This window comes from Pseudomonas sp. G3-39, from assembly GCF_054790485.1.
Genome location: NZ_CP186497.1, coordinates 3,024,098 through 3,041,698 on the forward strand (window position 1 = coordinate 3,024,098; position 17,601 = coordinate 3,041,698).

Below are 17,601 nucleotides of genomic sequence, written 5' to 3' on the forward strand. Positions count from 1 at the left end.
ATTGCCATGCACAGCAGCAAAACCTTATTCATCACCGGTGTCAGCAGCGGCTTTGGCAGCGCGCTCGCGCAAGAAGCGATCAACGCCGGTCACCGGGTGATCGGTACCGTGCGCAACGAGGCCGATCTGAAGTCGTTCGAGGCCTTGTCAGCGGATCGGGCACACGGGGTGTTGCTCGACGTCACCGATTTCGAACGCATCGACGGGGTGATCGCCGACGTCGACGCCACACTGGGTCCGGTCGATGTACTGGTGAACAACGCCGGTTACGGTCATGAGGGCATTTTCGAGGAGTCACCACTAGCAGAGATGCGGCGACAGTTCGACGTCAACGTGTTTGGCGCGGCAGCGATGATCAAGGCGTTCGTGCCGTATTTCCGGCAACGGCGCGCCGGGCGCATTCTGAATATCACCTCGATGGGCGGCACCATCACCATGCCCGGTATTGCCTATTACTGCTCGAGCAAGTTTGCCCTCGAAGGGCTCTCCGATACGCTGAGCAAGGAATTGCAGCCGTTCAACATTTTTGTCACGGCGGTGGCACCTGGCTCGTTTCGTACCGATTGGGCCGGGCGTTCGATGCAGCGCACGGCGCGCAGCATTGCCGACTATGACGCCAGCTTCGACCCCGTGCGCAAGGCCCGCGAAGAGAAAAGCGGCAAGCAGTTGGGCGATCCGCGCAAGGCTGCACAGGCCATGCTGCAACTGATCGCCAGCGCCGCACCGCCCGCACACTTGCTATTGGGCAGCGATGCGCTGAATCTGGTGCGCGATAAACTGCAACGCAGCCTCAGCGACATCGAGCAATGGGAAACCCTGACCCGCTCCACCGATGGCTGAGTCCCGGCACAGAGATCAATGCCCATGAGTCCATCCGATCCGTATACCGCGCGCATGGTGCAGTTGCTTGAACAGCTCGCGCCGCTGGAGGGTTACAACCTCAGTGCGCTGGAGGACGTGCGTTTTCTGCGCTCGAATCGGCCGCTGAGCAACACCCCGGTGCTGTATGAGCCGGGCATCGTGATTCTCTGTCAGGGGCGCAAGCGCGGCTATCTGGGCGATGACGTCTACGTCTATGACGCACAGCATTATCTGGTGGTGTCGGTGCCGGTGCCGTTCACCATGGAAACCGAGGCCAGTGCGGCTGAGCCGATGCTGGCGGTGTATATGCGCCTCGACCTGCAATTGGCCAGCGAGTTGATGCTGCAGGTCGACGAGGTGTTCGGCCCCAGCGACGCTTTGCCAAAGGGCATGTACGCCTCGCCGATGGATGATCCATTGCGCGCCTCGACCCTGCGTTTTCTCGAAGCGATGAGCGATCCGGGCGACGCGCAGATCCTCGGGCCGGCGCTGGTCCGGGAGATCTACTACCGGATTCTGACCGGTGCCCAGGGCGGTTCGATGCGTGCGGCGCTCCAGCAGCAAGGGCATTTCGGCAAGGTCAGCCGGGCGATCCGGCGGATTCACAGCAGCTATGAACAGCGTCTGGACGTCGAGTCCCTCGCCGAGGAAGCCGGGATGAGCGTACCGAGCTTCCATGTGCATTTTCGCAACGTCACCGACTCATCGCCGATGCAATACCTCAAAGCCACGCGCCTGCATCAGGCGCGTTTGCTGATGCTGCGTGGCGCCATACCGGCCGCGACGGCGGCGTTCAACGTCGGTTATGAAAGCGCCTCGCAGTTCAGCCGCGAGTTCAAGCGTTTCTTCGGGCGCACGCCGCTGGCCGAAATTGCGTGGATGAAAGCCACGTATGCCCTGCCCCAGTCCGCCACGCCCTCCCCGTATGTTTCTTCGCACTGAGCACTGATCGTTCCCGGCCATCGCATGCCCGTCGCAGTCTCAAGGCAAAATCCCCGCGCATTCACTACGCTTGAGAAATCCGCCTCGGTGCAAGCCCGGCAAACACATTGAACATTGCACGCGGGCCGCTGTTCCAGATGATTCAGACAGAGAATCAAGGACGAACATATGGATGTCTTCGCTCCCGCTGCGCCGGTTCCGCCTCAGCAAAGTGCAATCACCCGCCGCCTGGCGTTTGCGGTCGGCACGCTGTTTATCGTCGGGGTGATTGCCGCTATCGGCACCCTGCTCGGTATTGCCGCTCGCCTGGATCGCGAGGATGTCGAGCAGAACCGTTTCTACATGGCCCGCGCTCTGGAAAACCGCATCAGCACCTCAAAGAGCTACATCACCAGTTACGCCGACTGGACCACGGCTTACGAGCACTTGCACAACCAAGTCGATACCGACTGGGCGTATACCCAGCAGAACATCGGCAAGACGCTGTTCACCACTGACGGTTATGACGGCGTGTTCGTGCTGGATCGGCAGCGCACCAAATACGCCGTGGTGCAGGGACAGCAGGAAGACGCGGACATCGCGCGCTGGCTCGCGGTGCCTGCCGCGTCACTGATTGAGCAGGTACAAAACCAGTCCGAGCTGACTGTGCCTGTCAGCACTTACTCGCTGTTCGACGGCTGGCCGGCGCTGGTCACGGCGGCGGCCATTCTGCCCAACGATGAGCGTCCGGTGGGCGACCCGCAACAGACGTCGGTGCTGGTATTCGTCGACAAGCTGACACCGGCCAAACTGCAAGCGCTTGGCGTGGCCTATGGCCTGAACAACTTGACGCTGATTCCGGATGAACAGCTCAGCGGGGAGCAACCACGCGTCCCGCTGGACAGTACCGGTTTCAGCTTGACGGCAGATCTGAAGCGCCCCGGGCAGCAATTGTTGTGGTCATTGCTGCCAACGCTTGGCGGCGTGCTGGCCGTGCTAATGCTGTTGACCGCCTATTTCCTGCGTCACGCCGTGCGATCGTCGACCTACGTCGATCAGAGTTTCAGCACGTTGAAGACCTCGAATCAGGCGCTGGAGGCGGCCAACCATGCACTGGAAGCCAGCGAAGAACGCTTTCGCGCCGTGGCCGAAGCTGCATCGGACTGGATCTGGGAGGTCGACAATCAGCTGCGCCTGACCTATCTCTCGGCGCGCTTCAGCGAGGTGACCGGTTACCCGCAAACCGAGTGGCTGGGGCAAGGCATCGGGCAACTGGTGTCCTGCGATACCACGCCGCTGGAGCTGTGGCTGAAAAAACTCACCGAAGACAGCAATGCCAGCGACCTGCGCTGCACCTACCGCGATCACGCCGGGCAGCAACGCCACTGTCGGCTATCAGCGCGGCCGATCATCGAGAAACAAAGCGTGATCGGCTATCGCGGCACCGCCAGTGACATCACCGACGAAGTCGCTGCCCATGCGCAGATCCAGCACCTGTCGATGCACGACGCCTTGACCGGCCTGCCCAATCGCAATCAGTTGTCGCGTTATCTGGATGACGCGCTGCTGCTCAAAGAGCATGCCCCGCCACTGTCGTTGCTGGTGATCGATCTGGACAACTTCAAGCCGATCAACGACTCGCTCGGCCATCCGGCCGGTGATGCGGTGTTGCAGGAAGTCGCCAGTCGCCTGCGCGAATGCACCCGTGAGCACGACATCGTCGCGCGCCTGGGCGGTGACGAATTTGTCGTGGTGCTCAATGGCATGGACACTCGGCAAGAGGTCGACCGCTTTTGTACCCGGCTGGTCGAGAGCCTGCATCAACCGATGGTCTTCGAGCACCATCCGCTGCACGTCGGGGCCAGCATCGGTATCGCTCTGAGCCGCCGCCAGGGCTTCGTGCCCAGCGAGTTGATCCGTTGCGCCGACATCGCGCTGTATCAGGCCAAGTCCGAGGGCAAGAACACCTGGTGCTATTTCGAAGCGCACATGAACGACCAGATCCAGACCCGCCGGCAAATGGAAAGCGATTTGCGTGGTGCGTTGAAGAACGACGAATTCATCCTGCATTACCAGCCGCGCTACACCGTCGACGGCAAGCACATCGTATCGGTCGAGGCATTGGTGCGCTGGCAGCATCCGACCAAGGGCCTGCTGGGGCCGGACGTGTTCATAGGCCTGGCTGAACAGACCGACCTGATCGTGGCGCTGGGCCGCTGGGTATTGCGTGAAGCCTGTGAAACCGCACTGAGCTGGCCGTCAGACATTCTGCTCTCGGTCAATCTGTCGCCGGCGCAATTTGCCCTTAGCGATGTCGTTGAAGACGTGCGCGAAGCGCTGATCCAGACCCGTTTCCCGGCCAGTCGCCTGGAACTGGAAATCACTGAAAACGTGATGCTCGTCGACACCGACGGTGCGCTGGCCACGATGAATGCGCTCAAGCAACTCGGGGTGCGCCTGAACATGGACGACTTCGGCACCGGCTATTCGTCCCTCGGCTACCTGCGCGCCTACCCGTTCGACGGGATCAAGATCGACAAGCGCTTCATCGCCTCGATCAGCAACGGCGCCAACGATCGCGCCGTGGTTCAGGCGATCATCGGCCTGGGCAAAGCCATGGGCCTGACCGTCACCGCCGAAGGCGTGGAAACCGAGGAGCAACTGGAGATTCTCGGCAAGGATCAATGCAATGAGGTTCAGGGTTATTTCATGAGTCGGCCGATCGACAAGACGGCGTTCGCCCGGTTGCTACAAACCGCCAGAACCGGGCCGGCCGATCATTCGCCGTCGAAGAAAGGTCGCGTCATTTAGCTGGCCTTGCATCGCTGGCAATAATCCATCGTAGCAATGCACAAAGCCCGGCTCGACACTCTTCGTTAATACGGTGTTCCTGTTGACTTCAATTGGTTTTGTTCAGGGTGTGTTTAGGGCCGTCATGGTTGAATAGTCCTCACCGCGGGCCAGGCTCAACGTCAATCTCGCACCCCACACAAGTTCAATGCAGGCGTCACCGGACTGTCAGGATTGCGGTCAAAAGAACAACTTCACTAAAGGGTTACCGATGGATCGATATGAGGCCCCGCTTGTTGTAGAGCGCACTTGGCGGGCAGTGTTGTTCAAAGGACTGATTACAAGAAATCCATGCCTGAGCATTTTTTTCATGACACTGGCCGTGTTCATGGCGTTGCAGTACAAACCCGCGGTCCTCAACTACACAACACGTTTTGTCGACTTTGCCGAGTACATGTTGCTGCACGGCATCACACTGTTCCCGATTGCCGACGACCTCAAGCCTTATCCCGACTATACGGTTCTCAATACTCTGTTGGTCTATCTGGTTTCCTTGCCGTTCGGCCGGGTGTCCATTCTTTCAATGGGTTTTCCATCCTGCGTGGCCGCGTCGCTGATGCTGGTATTCATTTATCGGCTGGGCGCGTTGCACAGCAAGAAATGGGGCGCGTATGGCGTTCTTTTCAGCCTGCTCACCTGGGCTTTTCTTGACGGCGTCAACTCACTGGCACTGGATATCTATCCGGCGCTGTTAACGGTGATGTGCTTCTACTTTGCCTATGCGGCCGATATAAAAAAGGACCCGCGTCGCCTTGCATTGCTGTACCTCGGGTTGGCACTGGGTTTCGCGTTTCGGGGGCCTATTGGCTTGATCGGGCCCGCGACTGTCATTGGTGCTTATTACTTGCTGAGCCGGCAGTGGCGCATGTTGCTGCTGTTTTCATTGCTCTCGGGCGTGATTCTGACTGTTGGGGTTGCGCTGCTGGCATGGGCCGCCTACTTGCAAGGTGGGCAAGCGTTCCTGGACGAAGTGCTGAACATGCAAGGCATCGCACGCTTCGGTTCCGACCACGCGCCACGCTATTACTTCTACTTCTCCGCAGGCTTGTTTACCTACGGCATCACGGTGTTTTACGCCATTAATGTAATTCTCAAGAAGTACAAACTGTTCTTCCGCTCGACCCGCGATAAAGACATCGACCTGCTGCTGTATCTGACCGGGTGGCTGTTGGTGCTGCTGGTGCTGTTTACAATCCCCAGCTCGAAGAAAGCGCGCTATATCCTGGCAATCACGCCGGCCATTTCGCTGCTGGCCGCCTACCTTTTCGTCAGCAAGGAAGCCGCCTTGATCCGCGCCAAAAACGGCCTGCTGAACTTCTGCCTGAAGTTGCCCATGCTTGGGTTGGGGATGCTGGTGGCGGTGCTGGTCTACAACAACTTCGCCGATGTTCCGTTACAGCCCAACTACTTGGGCGTAGCCTTGGGATTGTCTGCGCTGCTGAGCTTCTACCATGGCAAACACCAGTACTTCGCCGAGCATCCCTATCGCGAGTTCATGACGCTGTCGTTTGGCGTAGCGGCATTTCTGATACTGGATATGTTTTTCTTCAACCCGATCACCTACCACTCGGAGCTCCTGATCGAACCCACGCCAAAGTTTCTGCCGTATTGGTTTTGGTGAAGCCTCTTCCTGATTCATGAGTAAGCAACACGACTATTCAGTATCCACATGTTGATATCTGACAGGGTCATGACGCATCCAAGGTACTGAATCGGCGGCAGGGTCTGCACAAAAGCAGTCGTTTGGAGCAGTAAAAAAATAAGGTGGCGCCCGCTTTCGCGAGCGACACCTTCATCCCCTGCCCGCTAATCAGGCCTTCTTGTCCGCTTCTTCCAGCGCTTTTTCAGCGTTGAACCCGTCGAAGTTCTCGAATACGCCCAGAAAGCCCGGTACGGTCACTTCTCGCGCCCAGTCGCGCTGCAGTTCGCAGTACATTTGCACCCGACTGATGAGCTTCGCGCCCGCCTGTTCCATTCTGCGCAACGCCGCCTCGTGCGCGGCGAGCGATGTGCCGCCGACCGCATCGACCGGCACATAAACCTCATAACCTTCCTGGATCGCGTCGAGCACCGGGAATGTCAGGCACGCTTCGGTCCAGAGTGCAGTCATGATGAGCTTCTTGCGCCCGAGCGCCTTGACTGCCTGCTTGAATTGCGAGTCCTCCCAACTGTTGATCGATGTGCGGTCATAGGTCGGCAGATGTCCGAGCACCTGTTGCAGCGCCTGGATCGGCGGCTTGTTGCGGCCGGTCGCGACATTGACTGTCGAGTGGATGATCGGAAGGTTGTAGTTGACCGCCGCCTTCGCGACGCTGGTTATGTTGAAGACGAGTTCATCACGCGGCATCGAGCGGATCGAAGAAACCTGAACAGGCTGATAATCGATGATGATCAACGCCGAGTTTTCCGGGGTCAGTAGCTGATCGGTATGGGGGTTGCGGAGAGTCTCGCTTGCCATTGGTAAATCCTTTTCATGGGTGACGCACGTTTGTGAATCAGGCCGGAGCCTGTGCGGGTGATGGGTTCCGAGACACGTGCGAATGACGCCATGCCCGGCAAATCCATTGTGCTGTTCCCATGTTTGCCGCAGTAGTAGCATTGCGCGACGTGCTGTGTCGCGAAAAGAGGAACGCAAGCGTGGACATCGAAGAACTGCAGACCTTCGTGGAAGTGGCTGATGCCGGGGGCATTTCGCAGGCTGCCCTGCGGCTTGGCGTGTCAAAATCGATCGTCAGCCGCCGCCTGGCTCGGCTTGAAACCGAATTGGGTGTGCAATTGCTGGCACGCTCCACGCGCGGGGCGGCGCTCACCGAGGCCGGTGCGACGTTCCGGGACTACGCCGCCAGGGTTTGCACCGAGATCGACATCGCCAAGGAAACGATCCTGCCCGCCGGCGCCCTCCGCGGCCGCTTGCGCGTGGCCGTGCCGCTGTCGTTCGGCCAGAGTCACTTCGCCCCGATGCTGGCAGAAATGGCGCGTCGGCATCCGCAACTGCACATCCAGACCTGTTACAGCGATCGCTTCGTTGACCTCATTGCCGAGGGCTACGATTGCGCCATCCGGGTGGGCTATATGCACGACTCCAATCTGATCGCCAGACGGATTGGCCCGGTCTACGCCAAGCTCGTCGCGAGTCCCGCATACATCAACGCGCACGGCGAACCCCACACGCCGGATGAACTGATTGCCCATCAGGCCCTCATGCAGGGCACCGAAGCCTGGCAATTCATGGATGGCGACAAAGTCATCACGGTTCGTCCGCAAGGCCGCTTCAAAGCCGACAACGGCATCGCCCTGGTCGCCGCCGCGACCGCAGGCCTGGGTGTCGCCTACCTGCCCGACTGCCTCACCCATGAACACGTGGCATCCGGCGCACTGGTGCCGATCATGACAAACCATCCTCCCCCTCCGGCCGGCGCCTACATCATCCGCCCGCCGGGTCCGCACCCTGCGCGCAAAATTCGTGTGCTCACTGAACTGCTGATCGAGTTCTTCGGCGAAACGCCACACCTGGCGGTGCAACCGCTGTCACATCAGGATGATGCGCTGGTGTGAGGTTGGGCTAAACGAGAGCGACAGACGTTCCTCTTTATCCGCCGTTCGCGCAGGGCCGCTATGGGAAAGCGGTCACTCGCGAGTGTCGTCTTCCGACCGGAAGCTGCCCGTAGGCACAGACAGCAATCGGCCAATAAAGGACGATCGCGGTTTAGCTCAGATCTAACGTATACAGTAATATCCGTCTGCACCGCCCAAGCTATGGAGTCGGGCTATTAGCCATGAAGGGATCAAGTGAATCTACAAGTTGAAATTGAAAGGATCTTCGAGGGTAAAGCATTTGCCAGGCCACTTTTCTATACCTATCCAGGAGGTCTGCGTTTTGAGCTCTCTGAAACTGGCGGAGTGATTGAGCAATTTCTAACAGCACTACGAAAATCAGCAAAGATCTGCAGCGATATCTTCCTTGATGACGCGACGCTTGTTGCTTGTCTGCGCGTTCATTCTGGCATCAACCGATTTGCTCATCGGCCCCTGATTCGCGCTCTTCGATCTGCAGACATTAACATACCCACGGAATGCTCAGTCTGGAGTGAGGAAATAGATCCGGAGGAGTGGTTTTGCGAAAAAGAGCCGGAGTATTGGATCAACATCGCCTTTGAAGCACCCGCCACCCTGCTTCAAACATTTCTTTGGTGTGCCTTGGCTAGGGACTTTTCCGCAATTCAGCCTAAACCCAACTGCATTTTGTACCTCTTCAATTTGAAGAAACATGTCATGGTTTTCCCCTACGACGACAGAGGTATGGATGTGGTCGGCCCCAACAAAAATCTGCTTTTACAGCTGTATCGTCTCCATCATACATACCTGCTGGATTACGACCGACACACGATGGACACCACATTTTCAGGGCCTGCGTACTAGCCTTATTGCTCACATTGGAGCTGAAACCATGCCCACAGCCCACATGGAAACCGTCTCCTTTGTGTCGTTTGCTGCCTGTCACGAAGGGCAGGAACCTGTCCAGAGTGTGTAAAAACTCCAAAGCCAGCTCGGATGATTAAAAATCGCCCCCAAACACGCATTGCCGCATCTGTCCTGCGTCAGTAGGATTCGGTCATCGCTGACATAAATGGATGTGTACATGGAAAGCATGCCGAGACTGGAAATTGAGCGCGCTGCGTATCAAGAGTTTTTAACTCTTTGGGAACGCGGTGTATTCGATAATCAGCGCTTAGGCCAAGCGTTCTATAACCATTTTCGGCTTCATCGTCTGAGCGACCAAACGCGCCTGTTCGGTCTCTATGAAACTGACGGAGACAAGGCCATAACCGCGATCTCCCGCCTGTTCCAAATCAGATAACTTCGACCCCGCGTTTCGCGAGAGCAGGGTCAGCCTTGAAGACCGAGAGGGGATCAAGCGTTTTTACACACTCTGGGCCAGAAGCGGACGTATTGGCATCTGTGTAGTATCTGCCTCTCTTCCAACCTATATGAGGTGCCCGACGCCTAGTCGACACCCCCATCCCTACAAGAGCTGTCCTAGACCTGCAATACGCCCTTTACTCGATGGAGCGCCTATCACGGTAAGGTCATGTTTGTATGACGCACACGAGCAACCACAATCCCTTGATATTTTACAATAAACCCTTCCATTTACCTGAAGCCTATATCATGTAGCCATAACTGCCGCGAGCTTGGGATGTTTATTTTGATAATACAGCTCCACCTCAGCATCATTCTCCAGGAATTGCCATACCTCTTTTGAACGCATGGAGTATAAAACGATAACTGCAAACACTCCCAGATACAGCCATACCAGACTCGCCGTGCCGAATTTAGACATGATTGCGCCAGTTATCACGAATGAAACCGAGCTTCCCAACTGACTAATAACCAACGTGGACGCCATCAATCTTACGCGTGCACCCGAAGGTATAGACATAACTCTTTTATCCATTCCGATCAAGGTAATACAAGCACTGGCCGCCCCCGCGAAAAATAGCCAAGGAATCAATAGCCAAACTTCGTCGCTTTGCGTCGTCGCGCAAAGTGAAAAAGTCAGCAACGACCAACATCCAAGATACTTTTTGCGCTGATTTTGTCTTTTAGCAATAATTGGGCTCAAAATTAACAAGCCTGCAATAGCTCCACTCGCGAAGACAGCATTCAACAGGCCTGCACTGCCTTCCGCAAGATTGCGAGTATGTGTAAGTGTTGGAACCAGCATCGGCACGATCGCCGTGACGGTCAAACCAAGTAGCAGCCCAGAACAGGTCAAAAATTGTTCTGGCGGAAGAATGCATTTAAGTTTAAGCCCAAGAAATATTTCATTAATACGATGTGATGTTGATCTCGGCTTTGTGGGGGCTTCACTTATCGGTAGAGCCATTGCTATTACTACGGCTACCAGTCCCAGTATTGAAGAAAAAAGTAGCGAGATGTCCAATGAATACACCGCAATTACAATGCCCGCTAACAAAGGCCCCGCAACCCTACCCACGGTAACAACGATACGCCGAATGCGAAATGCAGCACTCGTTTGATGTTTATCAACAGTTTCAGCAGGATAGATGCCAAAAAGAGGCTGGACCAATCCAAATGCTGCTACAGCAATAACGTCGATGAGAATCAGGGCGTCAAGCGAATACCAGTTAGAGGCAAATAGGTACCGCAATGCACTGGCAAACAAGATTACAATACAACCTGCCTTAAGAGCAGTACTACGGCGCATCGACTCAACGCGTGGTGCAAAGCACAACATTGAAATTATCGCTGCGAATGCGAGTGCTGTTTCGTAGACAGCCAGTTCAAACAGGCTGCCCCGCTGTACAATAATCAGAGGCAGCGTTGTGTTCCAACATCCGAGGTAGATCCAGAGCAATAACTCCAGGTATAGATACGTTCGGAATGTACTCAATTCATAATTTCCTTCTTCGTATGGTGGCCGCTATAGCTCCCTGCCATGGCGACCCCTTCACACGAATCAGCCTGCTACAAAATGATTGACTTTAAAGCTTTCTGCGCTCACACCAAACTTAGAAAAGAGGTGGCCGTGCATTCTATTCTTGTATATATCTCGATTCTTTTCGAAATACTCTCGATCATACCATCTTACGCCGAAAAACATGGTCAACCCCCTTACCACAGTCGCAAGCTGCCAATCGTAGAAAACGGCCTCAACCGGTCGAGCACCCAATCGCTCATCAGACTCCATTACCGCGACAATGCATAGATCCAGTTCTTCCTTGCTTGAAAAAGCAACCTCACAGTTGGTCAGAGCAACTATTGGCTTATCCAGGTTTCGTTCATTGCCGATGACAACTTCGTACGTTTGAGATTCCATTCTTGCTAGCCTCTACGTATTTGATGGGTGATTAACACGCTTACTTTCAGAAGCTTCCAATCCGAGAAGCGGATTGGTCCAACATGGAAACTCTCGGAAGAGATCACTAGAGATATGGCAAGCAGAACAAATACGAAATCACAGTAGTCCGCGAGAGCTACCCTGTCAAATCTACAATTTTGGGGGAAGAGCGTGAGACGACAACTGCTCAATACGAAGTAGCAACCCTTAAACACGAACCGTAGCAGAGTGTGTTTCACATTCCAGTTGAGCGCCCTGATAATTAATGTTCAACCAAACTGCGCTGTCAAACTATTTTTTATGCACCATTTTGGCAAATAAATCACGACCAACGGAGCCTTTAATTGTGGAGATGTGGCTGCAACAGCATCAAAAAGGAGCGCATATGAATTATTTGGTGCACCTCCATAAAGCAAAAAAAGTGTGCAGAAATAATAGTTAGAGACTGACAAACATCCTTTGAATGACCCCTTCTGGCTGTGGATTCAACCGGTCGACGCAACACGACTAAATTCTGTGTAAGCAGAAGGAGTGTTGCAGATGAAGCAGAGACCTCGGATCTATTACACCGAAAGCCAGAAAAAACTGATGTGGGATCACTGGCAGAAAGGCGACTCTCTCCAGCACATCGCCCAACTATTTGATCGAAACCATTCATCGATACAGCGCATCTTGGCGGAAACAGGCGGTATCAGACCCGCTGTACGCCGCAGATCCAGATTGGCGCTGACGTTGGCTGAGCGTGAAGAGATTTCGCGTGCCGTGGTGGCAGGTAACTCGATCCGTTCCATGGCTGCGTTGCTAGGGCGAGCAGCCTCTACGATCAGCCGTGAGATCAGACGCAACGGTGGCCAAGGATGCTACCGGGCTAATCAAGCTGATCAGGCTGCCTGGGATCGCGCCCATCGACCCAAGGTCTGCAAACTTGTTGAGAACCGAACGGTGGCGCAAATTGTTGCAGACAAGCTTCAATTGCAGTGGTCACCGGAACAAATTGCCGGTTGGTTGAAGCGCACGTACCCGGACGATACGAGCTATCAGGTGTCACACGAGACGATCTATCGCACGCTCTTCATACAGGCTCGCGGGGCTCTGAAGAAGGAGTTGCTTGAGCATTTACGGCGCACGCGGGCCATGCGTCGCTCGCGTCATCACACTCAGAAAAAAGAAAATCACGGACGAATCACTGATGCTGTATCGATCCGTGAACGCCCGGCCGCGGCTAAGGATCGGGCGGTGCCAGGTCACTGGGAAGGCGACCTGCTGTGCGGTAGCAGGAACAGCCAAATTGCCACTCTTGTTGAGCGACATACCCGCTACGTAATGCTAGTGAAATTGGACGGTAAGGATAGCGAGACGGTCATCAGCGCCCTAATTGAAAACGCCCGTAACTTGCCCCAAGAACTCTACAAATCGCTGACCTGGGATCGCGGTAAAGAGATGGCTGACCATAAACGCTTTACGGTGGCTACCGACATCAAAGTCTACTTCTGCGATCCTCATCGTCCTTGGCAACGAGGATCAAATGAGAACACCAACGGGTTGTTAAGGCAGTACTTCCCGAAAGGAACCGACCTTGCGGAGCACTCGCAAGCCACGCTCAATGAAGTGGCAAGGCAGCTAAATAGCCGCCCTCGGAAAACGCTAGACTACGAAACACCGGCAGAACGATTTAGCCAATCTGTTGCGTCGACCGGTTGAATCCACAACCGATAACTGCCTTCGATACGCGACTTTCGCACGCCAGCGGCTCGATTGTAAGAATATGGCGGAGAGCTGCAAAACCGCCTACGCTTATAGAATGATTCCTCGAACACCTTGCCCATCTGGTGGTATAGAGCCGAGAGATCTGACTTCCTTTGACCGTCCACTTAACACCCACCCGGACCGACCCGCGCCTATCGCCAGCAACTGCCCCCTGAATCCGGTCCACACGACCAGCAGTACGGCGCAACGGGTAAAAGCCAGACCCAGTCCCCCACCTGTCGTTCAAAAGCGACCGATGCCGCAGCACCTCTGGAAACGGGGGCGCTGTTCACGTTCTGCCATGAGGTCAATCCGTATGTATCGGCCGAGCACGATTCCTTACCAGCAGCATCTAGGGTTTAGCCGAACCTTCACTCAGGGGCATTTGAGCCTTGGATTATTCTTTCCCATGGAGGCGTTCGACGGGGACACTCCGAGCATGCTCAACCAGGTCACACTGGCTAAACAAGCCGAGGCGCTGGGCTTCTGCGCGCTCTGGTTTCGCGACGTGCCGCTTCGCGACCCTGGCTTCGGCGATGTCGGCCAAGTCTTCGACCCCTGGGTGTACCTGGGCTATATGGCTGCTCATACCTCGGAGATTGCGCTTGGCACCGCTTCCATTGCCATCCCTTTGCACCATCCCCTGCACACGGCCAAGGCGTCAGCCAGCGTCGATCAGTTGAGCACAGGTCGCTTGATTCTGGGGGTGGCTTCGGGAGATCGGCCGGTGGAGTTTTCGGCTTTTGGTGTCGATCCCGAAAGGCGTGGAGAAATCTTTCGAGAACACTACGAAGTGATTCGGCAAGCCCACAGCACCAGCTTTGAGCCCATCCACTGGAGCACTGGCGAAATGCACGGCGCAGACCTGATTCCGAAACCCACCACCCAATTCATTCCAATGCTGGTGACCGGCAACAGTCGCCAGTCACTGGATTGGATCGCGCGTGAGAGCAACGGATGGATCAACTATCCACGCATACCGAATATGCAGCGGCTGGTCGTGGAAGATTGGCGGCTTGAGGTCACCAGGCAATGTGGCTCTGTGTACAAGCCCTTTACTCAGTCGCTGTACATCGATCTCGATGAGAATCCGTCCACGCCACCCACACGTATCCATTTGGGGTTCAAACTTGGACGTTACCATCTACGGTTTTTGCTGGAGTCGCTTGAGGAAATCGGCGTGGACCACGTCATTCTCAATCTCAAATATGGCAAGCGCCCTGCGGCGGAGGTTATTGAGGAATTGGGTACGCACATCGTTGCGCAGTTCGGAGTGCAGCCGCGTCCGGCAGCGCATTGAGGATCGGTCACTGCTACGCCGACGGATGCTCACTTGACGAAGCCATCGTGAGCCTCCCCGAACTGAATGGAACTTCCTGTTGGATTTGCTTAACCGGGCAGCTTGGCCGCAAGGACGTCAACCTTCTCGATTGATGGCGGTTCGGCAAACAGCTCGGCAGCGTTTGCCATAAGCGCCGCCGCGACCTTGCCCGAAAGATGAGCCTGCCGGCCCGCTTCATCCGGGAATGCGTCAAAGATGCCAAAGGTAGACGGCCCCAAGCGGATTCCAAACCAGGCTGTAGTGGCTGGCTCCTCCTCCACTAAAGGAAGGCCGCTCAAGAGAAAGCGCTCCACCTCTTTCTCTTTCCCAGGTTTTGCTTCCAGACGAACGAACAACGCTACTTTGACCATGACGTGGCTCCTGTTGTTACGATGCGGCTGGTGCTATCTGGTCGCAATAGCTAAAAGGGGCATCCGGTAATTAACTATGGTCGACGACACCAGGATTACAAACCCAAAGAGACCAAGGGTAGCGTCGCATGTCGCTTGGACACTGAGAATGACGTAGTAGGCAGCGCGCAAACCGCATACCAGCCGCGTGATCACTTTTCCCGAGCTGTGGCCTGATAATCAAGACTCAACGATATCTGAAATTCAGGAGAACATAACAGATCATGGTGACTGTCAAGCCGACCAATATGTACTCGACACGCGGTAGAAATATAACTAACCCACCTAAAGAAAACACGATCAAGGTGTTTTGCAGTATGTATTTCCTTATTCGACTCACAGCTATGAAATAGCCATATTGCTTCCCCAGGAAAAACAAGACCATGCCGGTGATCGACATAATCTGGAAATCGCGCATCGCAATGTCATTCAGGATCGCATGCCTGATCAAATTTGCCAGGAGTGCCAGCCCCATAAAAAGAAAAAGGTGCGAGTAGATCAAGGCGTGCCCACTCATACCGCTTTGATGTTTGTTCAATAAGTAAAAACTATCAAAATAGATCCACCAGATACTGCAAATCATGATGAATCCGGTGATGGCCGCCATCACATTGTAATAACCCCATTGAATGTTAGATAAGCCTCCGGAAAGGCTAATAATTGACTCCCCCAATAAGATTAGGGTGAGTAGGCCTATGCGCTCAACCAAGTGCTCTGTGTGTGCTGGCAACGGTTTTAATTTAGTCCAGAAAAATACAGGAAACAGAATATCAAGAACAATCCCAATATAAGCAACAAGGTAACGCAAGGGCGGGTCAAAAATAACGGATGAAAGGCTAATAACTGCGCTAACTAATAGGGCGAAGCCGAGCCTTGAGGAAAGTTCGCCGCGAGAATCGAGTTTACTAATGGACGAAATATACATAACACTGATGATCGCACGTATACCAAAATAGCAAGCAATAATAAGCGGGTAGTTCACTTCCAGGTCTTCCCCGATCCGTGCCGACAGCACAATGAGCAGGAGCATTATGAATAATGTTGCCAAACGGTGAAGATTGCTGTCTGTATCAAACCTGTTGGAGTAAATCGTGTGACTGGACCAGATCCACCACAACGGTACAAAAAGCAGTAAGAATGTCCATAGTTGCTTATGTTCAAAGTGGCCTTCATGAACATGTCCGAGAGTGTGCGTAACCTGGCCTATCGTAACAACGAAAGTCAGGTCAAAAAACAACTCCAACCATGTGGCGTGTCGATTTTCTTCATAATACTTCAAAGATTTCATTAGTTGCCGGCTCCGTGTCCACCTCTTTAATGTAAAAGGAAGCTAACGTTGGTTTTTCCTCGGCTCCGATGTGGGTGATGCCAAGCCGATTTGGTTCTCTAGCGATTTCGTCCACGCACTAACAAAAGCTCAATCATCTGACTCATCCCGATGAACTCTGGAACTCCGTCATAGCGAAGCCCGTCAATGTAAAACGCTGGGGTGCCATTCACGCCGCTGCGTACACCGCCATTGAAATCGGCTTGTATTTTGGGAATGTAAGTATCCTCTTGCATTGCAAGATCGAATTCCTCCCTGGAAAGGCCGTGTTTGAGAACAATGGCGCGATACAGCGGCAGACCCAATCGATCCTGATTTTCATACAATTCGTCGTGAGCCTCCCAGAAGAACCCTCGACTCCCGGCATACTCCGCGGTGACCGCTGCACCCAGCGCATGCGGATGAGCGGTGGTCAGAGGAAAGTTACGGAACACGAACAGCAAATCATCGCGAAAATGCTGCTGCAGATTCTTGACCATCCAATACGCTTCACCGCAATAGGGACATTCATAGTCGCCAAATTCCACCAAGGTGACCTTGGCATGCGCACTTCCCTGACGATGGTCGTTGGCACTTACCGGGACTTTGAGAGTGGCCATGTAATCACCTGTTAATTTTTGATTGGCGTGCCTTGTGGCGAATTCACCAGAGCATCCAGCGCATCCAGAATGCCGTCCGCCCCAGGGTTGATTGCCATTGGTGAGACACAGCTCCAGGCGACCACCCCCTCCTTGTCAATCACGAACAGTGCCCTCTTACAAACTCCGAGCTGGGATTCGTACGCTCCATACTGTCGTGCCACCGCCCCTTTGGGCTCGAAATCGGCCAGCAGGCTGAAGTGAAAATTCCGATCTTTGGCAAAGGCCTGATGACACCAGGCGCTGTCAACCGAGATACCCAGTAGCGCCGCACCGTATTCTCTGAATGTGGGTAGCAACTGGTTGTACAAGGTCAGTTGGTCACCACACACCGAAGTCCAGTCAGCGGGATAAAACGCCAATATCACGGGATTTCCCTTTAGCTCACGCAGCGACAACTGTTGATCAGGGGTTGCGTGAAGAGTGAAGTCGGGCGCGACAGTGCCGGCCGGCAGCGGACCCTGAACCAGGTCGCCATTGGTTTTTTGTGCATCATCGAACTCTAAAGTATTCATTGCTTGAACCTTGATAGATGGGTTGTTGGGACGTGCTCAGAGGGATGCGACGTGCCCGGCGGGATAACTCCATCCACCATCAAGGGGTTCAAAAAAAGACAACGCTGCCTCGATCTCAGCCTGAGCCTGAGTGATTTCGGCAGCGAAACG

16 protein-coding genes are annotated in these 17,601 nt (G+C 54.7%); 9 read left to right on the forward strand and 7 right to left on the reverse strand.

The features are described 5' to 3' along the window. Positions 1–6 precede the first annotated feature (6 nt). From ACOYXG_RS13370 to ACOYXG_RS13385, 4 genes are all read left to right on the forward strand, one after another. A complete protein-coding gene (locus ACOYXG_RS13370) occupies positions 7–840 on the forward strand; it encodes an oxidoreductase (RefSeq protein WP_027611754.1) in 834 nt (277 codons plus the stop codon). A gap of 24 nt (positions 841–864) precedes the next feature. Next, positions 865–1,803: an AraC family transcriptional regulator gene (locus tag ACOYXG_RS13375; protein ID WP_460358323.1), complete on the forward strand. Its 939-nt coding sequence runs from the start codon at positions 865–867 to the stop codon at positions 1,801–1,803. A 168-nt stretch (positions 1,804–1,971) separates the two neighbouring features. Then, positions 1,972–4,593: a bifunctional diguanylate cyclase/phosphodiesterase gene (locus tag ACOYXG_RS13380; protein ID WP_460358326.1), complete on the forward strand. Its 2,622-nt coding sequence runs from the start codon at positions 1,972–1,974 to the stop codon at positions 4,591–4,593. 349 nt (positions 4,594–4,942) lie between these two features. Beyond that, positions 4,943–6,253 (forward strand): ArnT family glycosyltransferase, encoded by a 1,311-nt coding sequence (locus tag ACOYXG_RS13385; protein ID WP_460358328.1) that lies wholly within the window; start codon positions 4,943–4,945, stop codon positions 6,251–6,253. A gap of 189 nt (positions 6,254–6,442) precedes the next feature. Here ACOYXG_RS13385 and ACOYXG_RS13390 read toward each other — a convergent pair whose 3' ends face one another. Next, complete coding sequence (locus ACOYXG_RS13390) at positions 6,443–7,090, reverse strand: hydrolase (RefSeq protein WP_460358331.1); 648 nt, start codon at positions 7,088–7,090, stop codon at positions 6,443–6,445. Between the two features lie 179 nt (positions 7,091–7,269). On the opposite strand from ACOYXG_RS13390, the gene ACOYXG_RS13395 reads away from it, so the two are divergent. The 3 genes from ACOYXG_RS13395 (at position 7,270) to ACOYXG_RS13405 (ending at position 9,490) form a co-directional block, all read left to right on the forward strand. Beyond that, complete coding sequence (locus ACOYXG_RS13395) at positions 7,270–8,187, forward strand: LysR family transcriptional regulator (RefSeq protein WP_460358333.1); 918 nt, start codon at positions 7,270–7,272, stop codon at positions 8,185–8,187. Between the two features lie 234 nt (positions 8,188–8,421). Next, positions 8,422–9,051: a DUF3885 domain-containing protein gene (locus tag ACOYXG_RS13400; RefSeq protein ID WP_027611749.1), complete on the forward strand. Its 630-nt coding sequence runs from the start codon at positions 8,422–8,424 to the stop codon at positions 9,049–9,051. 220 nt (positions 9,052–9,271) lie between these two features. Next, the gene (locus ACOYXG_RS13405; RefSeq protein ID WP_027611748.1) at positions 9,272–9,490 is read left to right on the forward strand and encodes a hypothetical protein; all 219 of its coding nucleotides are present in this window, start codon (positions 9,272–9,274) and stop codon (positions 9,488–9,490) included. 309 nt (positions 9,491–9,799) lie between these two features. Here the strand turns inward: ACOYXG_RS13405 and ACOYXG_RS13410 are convergent, their stop codons facing one another. Both ACOYXG_RS13410 and ACOYXG_RS13415 read right to left on the reverse strand, forming a co-directional pair. Further along, entirely contained in the window at positions 9,800–11,047 is a 1,248-nt protein-coding gene (locus ACOYXG_RS13410) for an MFS transporter (protein ID WP_460358336.1), read from the reverse strand. Between the two features lie 66 nt (positions 11,048–11,113). Beyond that, positions 11,114–11,473, reverse strand: a complete 360-nt coding sequence (locus tag ACOYXG_RS13415) for a hypothetical protein (RefSeq protein WP_027611746.1) — start codon at positions 11,471–11,473, stop codon at positions 11,114–11,116. A gap of 561 nt (positions 11,474–12,034) precedes the next feature. Here ACOYXG_RS13415 and ACOYXG_RS13420 point away from each other — a divergent pair. Both ACOYXG_RS13420 and ACOYXG_RS13425 read left to right on the forward strand, forming a co-directional pair. After that, positions 12,035–13,195, forward strand: coding sequence for an IS30 family transposase (locus ACOYXG_RS13420; RefSeq protein WP_096795984.1), 1,161 nt, complete (start codon positions 12,035–12,037; stop codon positions 13,193–13,195). A 361-nt stretch (positions 13,196–13,556) separates the two neighbouring features. Then, on the forward strand, positions 13,557–14,540 hold the full coding sequence (locus ACOYXG_RS13425; RefSeq protein WP_096795983.1) for an LLM class oxidoreductase: 984 nt from the start codon (positions 13,557–13,559) through the stop codon (positions 14,538–14,540). 89 nt (positions 14,541–14,629) lie between these two features. On the opposite strand, the gene ACOYXG_RS13430 is transcribed toward ACOYXG_RS13425, so the two are convergent. The 4 genes from ACOYXG_RS13430 to ACOYXG_RS13445 form a co-directional block, all read right to left on the reverse strand. Continuing rightward, on the reverse strand, positions 14,630–14,932 hold the full coding sequence (locus ACOYXG_RS13430) for a putative quinol monooxygenase (protein ID WP_025569629.1): 303 nt from the start codon (positions 14,930–14,932) through the stop codon (positions 14,630–14,632). A gap of 226 nt (positions 14,933–15,158) precedes the next feature. Continuing rightward, a complete protein-coding gene (locus ACOYXG_RS13435; protein WP_460358341.1) occupies positions 15,159–16,259 on the reverse strand; it encodes a low temperature requirement protein A in 1,101 nt (366 codons plus the stop codon). 98 nt (positions 16,260–16,357) lie between these two features. Beyond that, a complete protein-coding gene (locus tag ACOYXG_RS13440) occupies positions 16,358–16,897 on the reverse strand; it encodes a DsbA family protein (RefSeq protein WP_070086726.1) in 540 nt (179 codons plus the stop codon). A gap of 11 nt (positions 16,898–16,908) precedes the next feature. Further along, positions 16,909–17,451, reverse strand: a complete 543-nt coding sequence (locus ACOYXG_RS13445) for a redoxin domain-containing protein (RefSeq protein ID WP_460358344.1) — start codon at positions 17,449–17,451, stop codon at positions 16,909–16,911. Between the last annotated feature and the right edge of the window lie 150 nt (positions 17,452–17,601).

Bases quoted from the DNA above. Each gene is read 5' to 3' on its own strand.
- ACOYXG_RS13370 (WP_027611754.1), top strand. From the start codon at position 7: ATGCACAGCAGCAAAACCTTATTCATCACCGGTGTCAGCAGCGGCTTT.
- ACOYXG_RS13375 (WP_460358323.1), top strand. From the start codon at position 865: ATGAGTCCATCCGATCCGTATACCGCGCGCATGGTGCAGTTGCTTGAA.
- ACOYXG_RS13380 (WP_460358326.1), top strand. From the start codon at position 1,972: ATGGATGTCTTCGCTCCCGCTGCGCCGGTTCCGCCTCAGCAAAGTGCA.
- ACOYXG_RS13385 (WP_460358328.1), top strand. From the start codon at position 4,943: ATGACACTGGCCGTGTTCATGGCGTTGCAGTACAAACCCGCGGTCCTC.
- ACOYXG_RS13390 (WP_460358331.1), bottom strand. From the start codon at position 7,090: ATGGCAAGCGAGACTCTCCGCAACCCCCATACCGATCAGCTACTGACC.
- ACOYXG_RS13405 (WP_027611748.1), top strand. From the start codon at position 9,272: ATGGAAAGCATGCCGAGACTGGAAATTGAGCGCGCTGCGTATCAAGAG.
- ACOYXG_RS13415 (WP_027611746.1), bottom strand. From the start codon at position 11,473: ATGGAATCTCAAACGTACGAAGTTGTCATCGGCAATGAACGAAACCTG.
- ACOYXG_RS13420 (WP_096795984.1), top strand. From the start codon at position 12,035: ATGAAGCAGAGACCTCGGATCTATTACACCGAAAGCCAGAAAAAACTG.
- ACOYXG_RS13425 (WP_096795983.1), top strand. From the start codon at position 13,557: ATGTATCGGCCGAGCACGATTCCTTACCAGCAGCATCTAGGGTTTAGC.
- ACOYXG_RS13430 (WP_025569629.1), bottom strand. From the start codon at position 14,932: ATGGTCAAAGTAGCGTTGTTCGTTCGTCTGGAAGCAAAACCTGGGAAA.
- ACOYXG_RS13435 (WP_460358341.1), bottom strand. From the start codon at position 16,259: ATGAAATCTTTGAAGTATTATGAAGAAAATCGACACGCCACATGGTTG.
- ACOYXG_RS13440 (WP_070086726.1), bottom strand. From the start codon at position 16,897: ATGGCCACTCTCAAAGTCCCGGTAAGTGCCAACGACCATCGTCAGGGA.
- ACOYXG_RS13445 (WP_460358344.1), bottom strand. From the start codon at position 17,451: ATGAATACTTTAGAGTTCGATGATGCACAAAAAACCAATGGCGACCTG.